Genomic DNA, 13,978 nt, shown 5'->3' with positions numbered 1-13,978 from the left:
TCACGCGACGCCTCCGAGATATGCCTCTTGCACCCTTGCGTCGCTGCGGATAGCAGCCGGCGCGCCCTCGCAGAGCTTCGAGCCGAAATCCAGCACGACGATGCGGTCGACCAGCGACATCACGAACTCCATGTCGTGCTCGACGATCAGGATGGTCAGGTGGTCCGCCCGGAGCGAGCGCAGCAGCTCGGCCAGCCTGAGCTTCTCCTGGCGGCGAAGGCCCGCGGCGGGCTCGTCCAGCACCAAGAGGGTCGGGTCTGCGGCAAGCGCGCGCGCGATCTCCAGGATGCGCTGATTCCCGAGCGGCAAATTGCCGGCGAGCTCGAACGGCTTCTCGCCGAGACCGACGCGTTCGAGCTGCATCAGCGCCTCATGACGCGCGCTCGCTTCCTCGCGCCGGTTGAGCCGGAAGGCGCCGGCGAGCAGACCTGCACTGGTGCGGCCATAGGTACCGAGCATCACGTTCTCCAAAAGGCTCATGCGCGGCCGCAGCTTGACGTGCTGGAACGTGCGCGCGATTCCGGCCTTGGCGATTCGCGACTGCTCGTCACGTGTGATCGGGCGTCCGGCAAAGACGATCTCGCCCTTGTTGACCCGCAGCGCGCCGGTCAGGCAATTGAACATCGTGCTCTTGCCGGCTCCGTTCGGACCGATCACGGCGAGGATTTCACCCGACCGCACTTCGAAGCTGACATTGTTGACGGCGACCAGGCCGCCGAACCGGCGCTCGGCGCCGTCCACCTTCAAGAGCAGCTCACCGGGCTTCGGTTGCGAACGGCGGGGCAGGGGCGATGCCGGCCGCGGCCGCTCGTGCTGCAGTTTCGGCAGGTAGCGCGCGATGAACGGCACGATGCCCTGTCGGGCCCATTGCAGGAACAGGATGAAGAGAGCCGAGAAGGCGACGATCTCGAGCTGTCCGGAGGCGCCCTTGGCGATCAAGGGCAGATAGTCCTGCACGCTGTTCTTCAGCAGCGTCACGATGGCGGCGCCGACGACGCCGCCGAGAAGGCTGCCGGCACCTCCGACCATCGACATCATCAGATATTCGATGCCCATGCCGGCATCGAACGGGCCGGGGCTGATGAAACGGCTCATATGCGCGTACAGCCATCCCGACAGCGAGGCCAGGAAGGCCGCGATCACGAAAGTCACGAGCTTGATCCGGAACGCGTTGATGCCGAGGCTTTCGACCAGCATGTTGCCGCCGCGCAGCGCGCGCATGGCGCGGCCGAGCCGGGAGTCTAGCAGGTTGTAGCCGAGCAAGAGGATGGCGGTCACGATGCCCCAGATCAGGAAATAGATCTGCGCGCTGGAGACGAGGGCGAACGATCCGAAGCTGATCGGCGGGATCGACGAGATGCCGTTGAACCGGCCGAGCCCCTCGACATTGCCGAACAGGAAGCCGATCGCCAGACCCCAGGCCATGGTGCTGAGCGAGAGGAAGTGGCCCTGGAGCCGCAGCGTGACGAGGCCGAGAATGGTCGCAACGCCGCAGGTCAGGGCCACGCCGAACAGCAGGCCGAGCCAGGGCGAATGGCCATTCAATGCCGAGACCCAGGCGGTGGCATAGGCCGCGACCCCGACGAAGGCCGCCTGTCCGAACGACACGATGCCGCCGACGCCGGTGAGGAGCGCGAGCCCGATGGCGACCAGCGAATAGATGCCGATGTAGTTCATTAAGGTGATGCTGAACGGGCCGAGGACGAAGGGAGCCGCAGCGAGGCACAGGACAGCGGCGCCAGCGGCGATCTGAACGTGAAGGCGCGTCATTCCTCGATCTCCTCCTCGGAATGCAGCGATGCGAGGGATCGCCAGATCAGCACCGGGATCAGCAGCGAGAACACGATGACGTCCTTCAGTGCGCTGCTCTCGAAGGATGCGAAGCTTTCGAGGATGCCGACGCCGACGGCACCGATCGCCGCGCCCGGATAGCTCGTCATGCTGCCGATGATGGCGCCGACGAACGCCTTGAGGCCGATCAGGAAGCCGGAATCGTAGAACACCGTGTTGACAGGCGCGATCAGGATGCCCGATACGCCGGCCATGAGAGAGCCGAGGAGATAGGCGATCGTGCCGGCACGTGCCGGTCGTATTCCCATCAGCCGCGATCCGGTCCGGTTCACGGCGGTGGCGCGCAGGGATTTGCCGACCAGCGAGAAGTCGAAGAAGAGATAGAGCAGGCCGCTGAACACGAGCGCTGCGATGACGATCAGCATGGTCTGGCCTGAGATCAGCACGCCGGCGAGCTCCATCGAGAACGAGGTCAACGGCTCGGTGCGGACACCCTCGGGGCCGAAAAACAATAGGCCCAGCCCCACCAGCGCAAAATGCAGGGCCACCGACACCGTCAGCAGCAGCAGCACCGTGCCGTCCGCGATCGGGCGGAACACGATGCGATCGAGCAGCGGCGAGATCGGCGTGATCAGCATCAGTGCGAGCACGAGCCTGACGGCGAGGGGCGGGTCGAGGCGCATGGCAAGCCAGGCGCTACCGACCACAGCCAAGGGGAGTACGAGATAGAAGAGCAGGGCGCGCGGAGCGAGACGAAGCTCGCCAGAGCGCGTCAACGAAACGATCTCGATCAGGGTTGCGAGGCAGGCCAGCACCACGACCAGCGCGCCCGTCCCCGGAAAGCGCTTCGCATCAAGGGCGGCCAGCGTCAGCGCAGTGAACGCCGCGATGTCGCCGAAGGGGACGAAGATGACCCGCGTCACGGTGAATATGAGCACGGTCCCGATCGCCACGAGCGCATAGACCGCGCCGGTGGCGATACCATCGATCGCGAGTATGGCCGCGATATCGCTCGTCATTGAGACGCTGTCCCCCCTTCTGATTGCCGCCCCTTGGTCCTTCTTTACGGCGCGTACTTCCAGGCGCCGCCGGTGAGGCGAACGACGACGAGGGAGCGCTCGTCGACACCGGTCACGGCGCCCGGCTTGAAGTTGTAGACGGCATGCACGCCCGGAAGCTCCTTGGTGCTGAGGATCGCATCGCGCAGGGCAGCGCGGAATTCGACCGTGCCGGGTTTCGCGGTCTTGAGCGCCCGCTCAGCGGCATTGGCGAAGATCAGCCAGGCATCGAAGGAATAGGCCGAGAAACCGTCCGTGGTCGGAATGTTGTGGGTCTTCTGGTAGACGCTGCGGAAATCCAGCGCGATCTTCTTGGCGAAATGCTCGTCGGGCAGCTGCTCGGCGACGATCACGGGCCCGGCCGAGACTTGAATTCCGTCCGCGGCCTTGCCGCCTACGTTGACGAAGTCCGGATTGACCAGCGCCACCGTGCCGTAGGTGTTGCCCTTGAAGCCGCGCTCGGCAAGGCTGAGCAGCGGCAGCGCACCTTGCGTGCCAGAGCCTCCAATTAGCACGGCGTCGGGCCGTGCGGCCATCACCTTGAGGATCTGCGCGGTGACCGAAGTGTCGGTGCGGGCATAGCGCTCGTTGGTCTGGATCTTGAGATCGTCAGTCGCCTCGGCTGCCTTGGCGCCGTTGTAGACGAGGTCGCCCCATGCATCCGAGAAGCCGATATAGCCGATATTCTTCTTGCCATCGCGCTTCATGCGATCGGCGATGATCTTGACGAGCAGCGACGCCGGCTGCGGTACCGAGACCACCCACTGCTCCGGCGTATCGGGCAGCTTGACGATCGGCGAGACCGCGATCATCGGCACTTTCAATTCGCTCGCCACTGCCGCCATCGCGATCGTCGATGGTGCGGTTGCGGTGCCGATCAGCAGGTCCACCTTCTCTTCTTCCACCAGCTTGCGCGCGTTGCGCGTCGCAGCCGACGGATCGGAGCCGTCGTCGAGCTGGATCAGGCGAATGGTCTCGCCATTGACCGACTTCTTGTATTCATAGGCGGCGTTGATGCCGCGCCCGTAGGGGATCCCGATCGAGGAGCCGTTGCCGCTCAGCGAGGTGACAAAGCCGATGGTGATGTCGGCCTGCGCGGCCGGTGCAGCGACAATTCCAGCCACAAGTGCAAGTAAGCTCACGGTCTTGCGCATTGCCTTCTCCTGCTTCGATAGGGATGTGAGTGACTGGATGCTGCCGGGCCCGAGCCCGAACTTCGAACGAATTGATCGAAAGCGATGCTGCAGCGCCGAATGTCGGCGCGACTGAAAAGACCTTGCCTTGCGGGCGGCGCAATCATGCCCGGGCTTGCCGCTGCAGGTTAGCGCAGCCGCGCTCTGTCGCGCGTCGTTCAGGTTCGAAGACTGTCCACACGATCGAGTCTCTCAAGAACGGTACCCTGCAACACTATTGTTACGCCGCCCCAGCGCCGGTCGGCGAAGTATTACTTAAAGCCTAAAGTATATTCCGCGGAGGCGTCAACAGCATGGGGCGGCTGTCTTCAAAAAAATGCTGTTGCATACAATTCCGGCACCGGCAGCCAAAACTCGCGCCTCCTGTTCGCCCGAAATGGGCGCGGCGGCGGTGGCGCCTCGGACCACAATCTTCGATGCGCCGCACACATTTGACGCGCCAATTAGTTTATGGTTGAAATATTCGTATCGACAGTCCCGCGACCGATCCTCCCATACCCGCTCGAGGAGAAGGACGATGCGCATCTTCTGGCAGAGCTTCGTTGATGCGAGCCTGAACGCGCCGTACATGGCGCTGCTGTCCGAGTATCTCAACAACATCGCTGCGCCGGGTACGACGGTCCATGTCGAGGGCATTTCGCCGCCGGATCGGGAGTTTGGACGACTTGCCGAACTGCGTTGCGCCGTCCAGGCGATCGACAATGGTATCGCAGCGGAGGAGCAAGGCTTCGATGCATTCGTCATGGGGCACTTCCAGGATCCCGGTCTGTACGAGCTTCGCGCGACGCTCGATATTCCCGTGATCGGGACCGGTGAGGCGACGCTGCTTGCCGCCTCGCAGCTTGGTCGGCGGCTCGGCCTCGTCACGCTCGATACCGTCTTCGAGGTCTGGCACTACGAGCAGGCCGAGCGTTATGGCCTCGGCGATCGCGTCGTTCACGTGACGGGCCTCGACTGCAAGCCCGAGGATTTCGCAGACGCCTTCGCAGGCAATCAGGCCGCGCACGCCCGCATGATCGAGGATTTCGTTGCCTGCGCGCTGCCCCTCGTCGAGCGCGGCGCCGATGTCGTGATTCCCGCCGGCGTGCTACCGGGCCTGCTGATCGGCCGGGAGCATGGTCTCAAGGTTGGGCACGCCCCGGTGGTCAACTGCGCCGCGGTGGCGCTGAAGAGCGCCGAGATGTGGGTGCAGCTCAGGCGCCTCAATGGTACCGAGCCGAGCCGCGGGCCGAGCTTCAAGCGCGCCAGCGCGCTTGCTCGTGACGATTTCCGCGCGATGCTCGCGCGCAACCGACGTTAGGGCCCGGTGCAGCGTTTGGAGAAGACGACATGATGACGCCTGACAAGATCCTATACGAAACCGAAGTCACGGCCACCGGAGGCCGTGACGGTCAGGCAGCGAGCTCCGACGGATTGCTATCGGTGTCGCTGTCATTGCCGACAGCGCTGGGCGGTCCCGGAGGCGAGGGCACGAATCCCGAGCAGCTCTTTGCGGCCGGCTATGCCGCGTGCTTTCTCGGTGCGGTCAAGCTCGTCGCGCGCACCAGGAAGGTCGTGCCGGCCGCGGAGCCTTCGGTGACGGCGAAGGTCGCGATGGGCCCCGTGCCGGTTGGTTATGCGCTCGCCGTCGAGCTGAAGGTCAGGCTGCCCGGTGTCGAGACTTCGGTGGCGGAAGCCATCGTTGCGGGCGCGCACGAGCGCTGTCCCTATTCGAACGCGACGCGCGGCAATATCGATGTGAAGCTGACGGTGGTCTGAGGCGGATGGACAGGACAGGCGGCCGGTGACGAATTCGCTGCGCGTACCCTATGACGGCATCGTGATGGCAGCTCCCGTCACGATACCCTATGTGCGCTACTCCATCGAAAGCGCGCAGTGGTGGATCGGTCGCGCCTTGCGCTCGCTCGTCACCGAGTCCGGCATCAAGGTCTCCGATTTCGATGGTCTGTGCGTCTCCAGTTTCACCATGGGCACGGACAGCGGGATCGGCCTGACGCAGCATTTCGGACTCTGCGTGCGATGGTTGGATACGATTCCGCTCGGTGGCGCCAGCGCCATCGCCGCGCTGCGAAAGGCGGCGCGCGCGGTTCAGGCGCGCGATGCCGATATCGTGGCATGCATCGCCGGCGACACCAACCACGTCGATTCCTTCCGCTTGACGCTCGAGAATTTCTCCCGCTTCAATCAGGATGCGGTCTATCCTTACGGCGCGGGCGGCGCGAATTCGAGCTTCGCTCTCATTGCACGCAACTACATGCGGAGTTTCGGAGTCACGCGTGAGGATGTCGGCAGGATCGCGGTCGCCCAACGCGCCAACGCCTTGCGCAATCCGCACGCGCTGATGAAGACGCCGTTGTCGATCGAGCAGTATTTGGCGGCGCGCCCCATCTCCGATCCCATTCATCTGTTCGACTGCGTGATGCCTTGCGCCGGCGCCGAGGCCTTCCTCGTGATGCGGGAGGATATGGCCGCCTCGCTGCGGCTGCCGGCGGCAAGGCTGCTGTCGACGATCGAGCGCCACAATGCCTTTGCTGATGATCCGATGCAGGTTCGTGGCGGCTGGGCGATGGACGTCGGTGAGCTCTATGCGATGGCCGGCGTCAAGCCCGACGATCTGAACATCGTCCAGACCTACGACGATTATCCCGTCATCTCGATGATGCAGTTCGAGGATCTCGGCTTCTGCGGGAAGGGCGAGGGGGCCGAGTTCGTGCGTCAGCACGATCTCACGATCGACGGGGACCTTCCGCACAACACATCTGGCGGACAACTCTCGGTCGGGCAGGCGGGAGCAGCCGGCGCCTATCTCGGTCTCGTCGAAGGGCTGCGGCAGGTCTTGGGAGTTGCGGGCCCGACACAAGTCAGGGATGCAAGCCTCGGCCTGGCGTCAGGCTTCGGTATGATCAACTATGATCGCGGACTTGCCTCCGGCGCCGCGATTTTTGCCGGGCCTTCGCGATGATCGATCCGATTGAACCGCCACGGCGCAAGAATCCGCTGCTGCGGACGCGCCTGCCGACCGCGCCGCCGCGTGCGCGCAGCAGGACGTCGCACGGCTTCACGCGCGCCGCCGCCGAAGGGCGCTTCATGCTGCAGCGCTGCCAGGGCTGCGGCACCTTCACCTATCCGGCGCGAGAGGCGTGCCCCTCATGCCTGTCGGCCGCGCTCGCTTTCGTCGATGCGCCGGCTCGCGGCTTGCTGCTTGCCGAGACCACGGCGCGCGTGCCGAGTGACGTCTATTTCCGCGAGCGGGCGCCCTGGCGCGTCGGCCTCGTCAAGATGGATTGCGGGCCGACCATCGTGGCGCATCTCCATGCCGACTGTATCGAAGGCGCCCCCGTCCGCATGTCGTTCCAGCTCGACAAGAGCGGTCAGGCGGTGGCCTTTGCCCGACCCGAAGGGGAGACCCCTGACATGGCTGACGACAGGCAGTGGCGTGAAATGACCGCCGATCCCAAGTTTCGACGCGTGCTCGTGACCAACGGCCGCAGCGCTATCGGCCGGGAAGCTGCCTTGGCGTTGAAGGCCGCAGGGACCAAGATGGTTTTCGTCGGCATTGCAGAGCCGTGGCGGCCGTTTGCCGGCGAAGAGCTGTTGCGAAGGCAGGACGGCATCGAACTCGTGACCCTCGACGCCGCCGATGAAAAGTCAGTTGGCGATCTCGCCGCCGACATCGGCGGCAAGGTCGACATCCTCGTGAATACGACGGAGTATGTGAGGCCCGGTGGCCTATTGGACCGCAAGGGCACCAGCATTGCACGCGACGAGATCGACCAGGCCTATCTCGGCTTCATCAATCTCGCGCAGGCCTTCGGGCCCATCATGCGGATGCGGGGCGCGGACGGCATCAATAACAGCGTCGCCTGGGTCAACATCCTCTCCGTCCATGCGTTGGCGAACTGGCCCGCCTTCGGCGCTTACTCGGCCTCGCAGGCCGCGTGCCTGTCGCTCTCGCATTGTCTTCGCGCCGAACTCCGGCCCGGCGGCATCAAGTTGATGAACGTCTTCACGGGGCCAGTCGACACCGAGTGGTTTCAGACCGTGCCTCCGCCGAAGGTGGCGCCGCGCGCCGTCGCGCAGGCGGTCGTCGCCGGGCTCAGGGACGGACTTGAAGAGATGTATGTCGGAGACGTCGCCGAGGAGATCCGGCAGCGCCTTGCGGCCAATCCAAAAGCACTCGAGCGCGAGCTCGACCGCTGAGCAGCAAATTCGATCAAGCTGGAGGACGCGACGATGCAAGGCAGGGCTCTTCTGGAACTGGCGGATGCGATCGCTTCGGACGCGGTGCGCGTCATTGATCTGAGCTTCACGCTCAGTCCCGACTTTCCGGTGATCGTGTTGCCGCCTGAATTCGGCCAGGCGGCGCCGGTGCGCATCCAGGAGATTTCACGTTATGACGCGCGTGGTCCGGCCTGGTACTGGAACAATGTGACCTTCGGCGAGCATACCGGCACGCATTTCGACGCACCGATTCACTGGTTCACCGGCAAGGATCTCGCCAACAATGCGGTTGATACCATGCCGGCCAAGGACATGATCGCGCCCGCCTGCGTCATCGACTGCTCCGCGCAGGCGGCGCAGGATCCGGACTTCGTGCTCACGGTGCCGATCGTCGAGGCCTGGGAGGCCCGGCACGGACGGATTCCTTCCCGGCACTGGGTGCTGCTGCGGACCGACTGGTCGAAGAAGGGGTGGCGCGACTATTCCAACCTCCGGGATGACGGCGCTCACACGCCGGGCCCGAATCCGGCGGTGATGAGATGGCTGGTGGAGGAGCGCGGCATCATCGGATTCGGCACCGAGACGATCGGCACCGATGCAGGGCAGGCTGGGCATTTCGAGCCGCCTTATCCCGCGCATCACTTCCTCCATGGCGCGGGCCGCTATGGCTTGCAGTGCCTGTGCAACCTGGATCAGCTCCCCGCCACTGGGGCGATCATCGTGGCCTCTCCGCTGAAGATCAAGAACGGTTCGGGCAGTCCGCTACGCGTGATCGCGCTGGTCTCCTCGACGTGAAACGCGCGCATGGCGCTTGCCCGACATTGATAGACACGAAACGAAAGACAGGTGCCATGATCTCGATGAAATCACTGCTCGGCTCCGCGCTGCTACTTCTGGCCGTTCCTCAGGGAGCGCGAGCCGACATCCTTGTCGGCTTCGTCACCGGTCTCAGCGGGCCGGTATCCTCGATCGGCATTCCGAACGCGAAGGGGATTGCCGCGGGAGAGACGTATGTCGGCGAGATCGGCGGCGAGAAGGTGCGCCTCATCCAGCTCGACGACGCCTCCGATGCCACCGCCTCGGCGCGCAACGCGCGCAAGCTCGTCGAGCAGGAGAAGGTCGACATCCTGATGGGGACGTCGGGGGCGCCGCAGACGCTGGCGATGGCCACCGCCGCGATCGAGATGAAAGTGCCGATGATCGCTGTCTCTCCGATCGCAGCGGTTCCGGCCGGCGAGGGCGGCCCCTGGGTCGTGCAGACCCCGCAGCCGATGCCGCTCCTGGTCCAGGGCGTCGTTGATCACATGAAGGCGCGCGGCTTGAAGACAGTCGCGTTCATCGGGTTTTCGGATGCGCTCGGCGACCTCCTGTATGACTCGTTATCGCAGAGCGCCAAGGCGGCCGATATCAAGGTCATTGCCAACGAACGCTACGCCAGATCCGACTCGTCGGTGACCGCGCAGGTGCTGCGCGCGCTTGCGGCCCGCCCCGACGCCATCATGCTCGGCGGCACCGGAACGCCGGGTGCGCTGCCCGCCATCGCCTTGTCCGAGCGCGGATACAAGGGGCCGCTCTACGGCAACAACGGGATGATTAGCGCCGATTTCCTTCGCCTCGCCGGCAAGACCGCCAATGGCATCATCTGCCCCACGGGGCCGGTGATCGCGGCCGAACAGCTTCCGTCGAGCAATCCTATTCAGAAGGTCGCCTTGGCCTACCGGACGGCTTACGAAAAGGCGAACGGCGAGCAGCCGACGGACGGGTTCTCCTCCTACTCGTTCGATGGCTGGGTGGTCTTCGTCGACGCAGCCACGCGCGCGTTGGCGACAGGGGCCAAGCCGGGCTCGCCGGAATTCCGCAACGCGCTGCGCCAAGCCTTGTTCACCACCAAGGAGGTCGTCGGCACGCAGGCAATCTACAATTTCACGCCGGCGGATCGGCACGGCGTCGATGCACGTTCGCGTGTCCTCGTTCAGATCGAGGACGGGAAGTACAAGCTCCTGCCTTGACGTCGGGCGGGCCTGGTCGAGCCGGATTTGACGGAGCATTGCATGCGGGATGACGCCGGGCGGCAGCAGGAAGCGCCGGCCTGGGCGCGTGCGGTCGAGCTGTTTCCACCTTGCGACCGCGTGCTCTCGACCATCCTCGCCCGGCAGGCGGAGCGCTACGACGATCGCGTTCTGCTGGTTGCTGGGCAGACGCGCTGGACCTATGCGCAGACTGCGGCGATAGCGGCTGCATCGGCGCAGACGTTGATCGAGGCCGGCATCAAACCGGGAGACCGGGTCGCGTTGATGTGCTCGAACCGACCGCAGTTTCTTCAAGTCTATCTCGGCTGCGCCTGGCTCGGGGCCATCACGGTGCCAATCAACACGGCGCTGCGGGGGCTGCAGCTCGCGCATATCTTCCGCAACTCGCGTCCTGCGCTCCTCGTCGCCGAAGCCGGGTTTCTCGCCGCACTCGAGACCGTTGGCACCGAGGCCGCTCTGCCGCCGCTCGTATGGACGATCGATCAGGTCGTGGAGGCGCCACGGATCGCAGCGGTGCCGTTGCCCGCGCTCGCATCCATGGCGCCGGCTGGTGCCGTGCGGCCGGGGGATACCGTTGCCATCCTCTACACCTCCGGCACCACGGGGCCGGCCAAGGGCGTCTGCTGTCCGCAAGCGCAGCTGTTCTGGTGGGGCATCTGCTCGGCGCGGGCACTCGGCATTCGCGAGGGCGACGTGCTGTTCACGACCTTGCCGTTGTTCCACACCAACGCGCTCAATGCATTCTATCAGGCCGTGCTGAACGGATGCACTTATGTGCTCGAGCAAAAATTCTCCGCTTCAGGCTTCTGGGCGGCCGCGCGAGCCCACAATGCGAGCGTGGGTTACCTGCTCGGTGCCATGGCATCCATGCTACTGGCCCAGCCTCGGAAAGAGGATGACACCGCTCATCGCGTTCGCGTCGCTTTGGGTGGGGGCGTACCGCCGCAGAATCATCGGCCGTTTCTCGAGCGGTTCGGCGTGCCGCTGGTTGACGGCTATGGGTCGACGGAGACGAATTTCGTGTTCGCAGGCGCCATTCCCTCCGACCGTCCGGGAACCATGGGATATCTGGCCGGAGGCTTCGAGGCCCGGATCGTCGACGAAGATGATTCAGAGCTGCCTGACGGACAGGCTGGCGAACTCGTCCTGCGCGCCAAGGAGCCGTTTGCGTTCGCCACCGGATATTTCGGCATGCCGGAGAAGACGGTCGAAGCGTGGCGAAATCTCTGGTTTCATTCCGGCGATCGCGTCGTCCGAGACGCGGATGGACATTATCGCTTCGTTGATCGCATGAAGGATTCGATCCGCCGGCGCGGCGAGAACGTGTCCTCCTGGGAGGTCGAGCAGATCATCCTTGCCCATCCGGCGGTCGCCGCGTGCGCGATCTACCCGCTGCCGTCCGAACTGGGCGAGGATGAGGTTGCGGCGGCGATCTTGCTGGAGCAGGAGCAGTCGCTGGAGCCCGCCGACATCGTCAGGCATTGCGAGGGGCAGATCGCCTATTTCGCAATTCCGCGTTATGTCCGCATCGTAAGCGAGATGCCGCTAACGGAGAACGGCAAGATCAAGAAGGGCGCGCTGCAGCAGGCCGGTGTGACGACGGATACCTGGGACCGCGAAGCCGCCGGCATTCGAGTCCGGCGCTGAGCCTCACGTCCGCTCGCGATGCTGCAGAGCGTCCCTCACGGCGCTCTTCACATCGTCGAGCGCGCCGACGAGGCCGTCGAGACGGTCCATCGGGAATTCGGCCAGCAATTCGGCGAGCCAGGCGCCGTGACTCTTCGCCATCCGCCTGAAGGTCTTTCGGCCCTCCACCGTCATGCAGACGATCTGCACGCGCCGGTCCAGATTTGACGGCGTCCGGGTGATATATCCATCTTCGACCAGGCGATCGACGATCGGCGTCAGGTTGCCGGCCGAAACCATCAGGCGCTTGGGCAGTTCTCCCAGCACCAATCCGCTCGGCTCCCGATCGAGTTGAGCGAGAACATCGAAGCGCGGCATCGTAAAATCGTATTCCTCGCGAAATCGGCGCCGCAACTCACCCTCGATCAGTGTCGTGCAGGCCAGCAGCCGGAGCCAGAGCCGCGTCTGAGCCCTGTACTCGGTCTCCGCATCGGCCGCGTTCCTGGTGGACGCCGGCGAGGACTCCTTTGCGAGTGCCAAATCGATCTCCTGAGCCTCGTGGCGCGTTGAAGGCGAATGCAATTCCATTCGATGCGCAACAGAATAGTTCGTGCCAAAACTAAATTCAAGGCAGGGACCGGAAGAGCAGGGCGTCCCCTGATCCGGGGCGGGTTTGGTCCGCGTTTTCTGCCAGCGCCGCCAGGCAAGCACCGGAAATCGTCTGTGCGCCGGCGCCTTGACAAGGTCTTCAGGGAGGGAAATAGTTTATGCTTAAAGCAATTCGAGGGCGCCGGCTGCATTGGCGGATTTGCTCGCAGGCACGCCACAGAACATGCCGGCCGCCGGCAGGCAACCGACCTTGTGGAGCGACAGATGAGCTCACTGGCAAAGACAATCTCCCGCGACTGGCTGGATTGGCCGTTCTTCGAGCCGCGTCATTGCGCAATTTGCGAGGCGCTCGACCGCTTCGTCACGCAGGGTGGTCTTCAGGCGGCCGACCACAGCGACGTCGATGGCGCCTGCCGCAAGCTCGTTCGCGCGCTTGGCTCGGCGGGACTGCTCGACTGCGCCGTTGCGGCGCCGGACGGTGACGTGGCGAGCATCGATTCCCGCTCGATCTGCCTGTCGCGCGAGACGCTGGCCTATGCCGATGGTCTTGCCGATTTCGCCTTTGCAATGCAGGGCCTCGGATCCGGCGCCATCGCGCTTGCCGGCTCGGCGGAGCTGCGAAACGCCGTGCTGCCGAAAGTCCGTTCCGGCGAATGGCTGGCTGCCTTCGCGCTTTCGGAGCAGGCGGCGGGCTCGGATGTGGCGGCCATGACGTGCACAGCGCGCGTGGACGGCGACAGCTACGTTCTGGAAGGCGAGAAGACCTGGATCTCGAATGGCGGGATCGCCGACGTCTACACGCTGTTCGCGCGAACCGGGGAGGCGCCTGGCGCACGCGGCATCTCCGCCTTCGTGGTGTTTCCCGATGATCCCGGCTTCAGCGTGGCCGAGCGCATCGACATCATCGCGCCGCATCCGCTCGCAACGCTGCGTCTGGACAACTGCCGCATCCCGATCAGCCGCCGCATCGGTCCGTCCGGCGGTGGATTCAAGATTGCGATGCAGACCCTCGATATCTTCCGATCATCGGTTGCCGCAGCGGCACTGGGTTTTGCCAGACGCGCGCTGGAGGAGGCACGACTGCACGCGCAGACACGGCGCATGTTCGGAACGACGCTGTCGGACCTGCAGCTGACCCAGGCCGCACTCGGCGACATGGCGACTGAAACGGATGCCGCGGCGCTGCTGACCTATCGTGCCGCGTGGCGCCGCGACGTTCAGAAGCTTCCCACCACGCGTGAAGCGGCAATGGCAAAACTGGCCGCCACCGAAACCGCCCAACGGGTCGTCGACCGCGCGGTGCAGATGTTCGGCGGTCGCGGCGTGCGCAAGGGCGAGATCGTCGAGAGCCTGTATCGCGAAGTCCGTGCGCTTCGCATCTACGAAGGGGCGACCGAGGTTCAGAAGCTGATCGTCGCGCGCGAACTCCTCAAGCCGCGCTGACGGGGGC

General features: G+C 64.7%; 12 protein-coding genes. 8 read left to right on the top strand and 4 right to left on the bottom strand.

Annotation, left to right across the window (positions count from 1 at the left end; translation table 11 throughout):
• Genes ACNJX8_RS26400 through ACNJX8_RS26390 form a run of 3 tightly spaced genes read right to left on the bottom strand, consistent with a single transcriptional unit; the run spans position 1 to position 4,003 of the window.
• A complete protein-coding gene (locus ACNJX8_RS26400; RefSeq protein WP_439357265.1) occupies positions 1-1,770 on the bottom strand; it encodes a branched-chain amino acid ABC transporter ATP-binding protein/permease in 1,770 nt (589 codons plus the stop codon).
• Positions 1,767-2,810: a branched-chain amino acid ABC transporter permease gene (locus tag ACNJX8_RS26395; RefSeq protein ID WP_128945436.1), complete on the bottom strand. Its 1,044-nt coding sequence runs from the start codon at positions 2,808-2,810 to the stop codon at positions 1,767-1,769. The genes ACNJX8_RS26400 and ACNJX8_RS26395 overlap by 4 nt, the downstream gene beginning before the upstream one ends.
• Positions 2,811-2,854: 44 nt before the next feature.
• A complete protein-coding gene (locus ACNJX8_RS26390; protein ID WP_439357264.1) occupies positions 2,855-4,003 on the bottom strand; it encodes an ABC transporter substrate-binding protein in 1,149 nt (382 codons plus the stop codon).
• 556 nt (positions 4,004-4,559) lie between these two features.
• Between ACNJX8_RS26390 and ACNJX8_RS26385 the strand changes: the two genes are divergently transcribed.
• From ACNJX8_RS26385 to ACNJX8_RS26355, 7 genes are read left to right on the top strand one after another with little or no spacing between them, the layout of a single operon-like run.
• Positions 4,560-5,342 (top strand): aspartate/glutamate racemase family protein, encoded by a 783-nt coding sequence (locus ACNJX8_RS26385; RefSeq protein WP_439357262.1) that lies wholly within the window; start codon positions 4,560-4,562, stop codon positions 5,340-5,342.
• A gap of 29 nt (positions 5,343-5,371) precedes the next feature.
• Positions 5,372-5,800 (top strand): organic hydroperoxide resistance protein, encoded by a 429-nt coding sequence (locus ACNJX8_RS26380; RefSeq protein WP_346016215.1) that lies wholly within the window; start codon positions 5,372-5,374, stop codon positions 5,798-5,800.
• 25 nt (positions 5,801-5,825) lie between these two features.
• Positions 5,826-7,004: a thiolase family protein gene (locus ACNJX8_RS26375; RefSeq protein ID WP_439357261.1), complete on the top strand. Its 1,179-nt coding sequence runs from the start codon at positions 5,826-5,828 to the stop codon at positions 7,002-7,004.
• Entirely contained in the window at positions 7,001-8,242 is a 1,242-nt protein-coding gene (locus ACNJX8_RS26370) for an SDR family NAD(P)-dependent oxidoreductase (RefSeq protein WP_439357260.1), read from the top strand. The genes ACNJX8_RS26375 and ACNJX8_RS26370 overlap by 4 nt, the downstream gene beginning before the upstream one ends.
• A gap of 33 nt (positions 8,243-8,275) precedes the next feature.
• A complete protein-coding gene (locus ACNJX8_RS26365) occupies positions 8,276-9,058 on the top strand; it encodes a cyclase family protein (protein WP_439357259.1) in 783 nt (260 codons plus the stop codon).
• 56 nt (positions 9,059-9,114) lie between these two features.
• A complete protein-coding gene (locus tag ACNJX8_RS26360; RefSeq protein WP_128934701.1) occupies positions 9,115-10,272 on the top strand; it encodes an ABC transporter substrate-binding protein in 1,158 nt (385 codons plus the stop codon).
• 42 nt (positions 10,273-10,314) lie between these two features.
• Positions 10,315-11,940, top strand: coding sequence for an ATP-dependent acyl-CoA ligase (locus tag ACNJX8_RS26355; protein WP_439357258.1), 1,626 nt, complete (start codon positions 10,315-10,317; stop codon positions 11,938-11,940).
• Positions 11,941-11,943: 3 nt separating this feature from the next.
• On the opposite strand, the gene ACNJX8_RS26350 is transcribed toward ACNJX8_RS26355, so the two are convergent.
• Positions 11,944-12,459: a MarR family winged helix-turn-helix transcriptional regulator gene (locus ACNJX8_RS26350; RefSeq protein ID WP_128934699.1), complete on the bottom strand. Its 516-nt coding sequence runs from the start codon at positions 12,457-12,459 to the stop codon at positions 11,944-11,946.
• 333 nt (positions 12,460-12,792) lie between these two features.
• Here ACNJX8_RS26350 and ACNJX8_RS26345 point away from each other — a divergent pair, with 333 nt between their 5' ends.
• The gene (locus tag ACNJX8_RS26345; RefSeq protein WP_439357257.1) at positions 12,793-13,971 is read left to right on the top strand and encodes an acyl-CoA dehydrogenase family protein; all 1,179 of its coding nucleotides are present in this window, start codon (positions 12,793-12,795) and stop codon (positions 13,969-13,971) included.
• Positions 13,972-13,978 lie beyond the last annotated feature (7 nt).

Source organism: Bradyrhizobium sp. SPXBL-04 (genome assembly GCF_051853035.1).
Classification (GTDB): domain Bacteria; phylum Pseudomonadota; class Alphaproteobacteria; order Rhizobiales; family Xanthobacteraceae; genus Bradyrhizobium; species Bradyrhizobium zhanjiangense.
Note: the sequence above shows the minus strand (reverse complement) of the source record. Positions and strands in the feature narration are given on the sequence as shown.

Excerpts from the sequence above, each read along its gene's own strand:
- ACNJX8_RS26385 (WP_439357262.1), top strand. The coding sequence starts at position 4,560 with ATGCGCATCTTCTGGCAGAGCTTCGTTGATGCGAGCCTGAACGCGCCG.
- ACNJX8_RS26355 (WP_439357258.1), top strand. The coding sequence starts at position 10,315 with ATGCGGGATGACGCCGGGCGGCAGCAGGAAGCGCCGGCCTGGGCGCGT.
- ACNJX8_RS26395 (WP_128945436.1), bottom strand. The coding sequence starts at position 2,810 with ATGACGAGCGATATCGCGGCCATACTCGCGATCGATGGTATCGCCACC.
- ACNJX8_RS26360 (WP_128934701.1), top strand. The coding sequence starts at position 9,115 with ATGATCTCGATGAAATCACTGCTCGGCTCCGCGCTGCTACTTCTGGCC.
- ACNJX8_RS26400 (WP_439357265.1), bottom strand. The coding sequence starts at position 1,770 with ATGACGCGCCTTCACGTTCAGATCGCCGCTGGCGCCGCTGTCCTGTGC.
- ACNJX8_RS26380 (WP_346016215.1), top strand. The coding sequence starts at position 5,372 with ATGATGACGCCTGACAAGATCCTATACGAAACCGAAGTCACGGCCACC.
- ACNJX8_RS26390 (WP_439357264.1), bottom strand. The coding sequence starts at position 4,003 with ATGCGCAAGACCGTGAGCTTACTTGCACTTGTGGCTGGAATTGTCGCT.
- ACNJX8_RS26345 (WP_439357257.1), top strand. The coding sequence starts at position 12,793 with ATGAGCTCACTGGCAAAGACAATCTCCCGCGACTGGCTGGATTGGCCG.
- ACNJX8_RS26365 (WP_439357259.1), top strand. The coding sequence starts at position 8,276 with ATGCAAGGCAGGGCTCTTCTGGAACTGGCGGATGCGATCGCTTCGGAC.
- ACNJX8_RS26370 (WP_439357260.1), top strand. The coding sequence starts at position 7,001 with ATGATCGATCCGATTGAACCGCCACGGCGCAAGAATCCGCTGCTGCGG.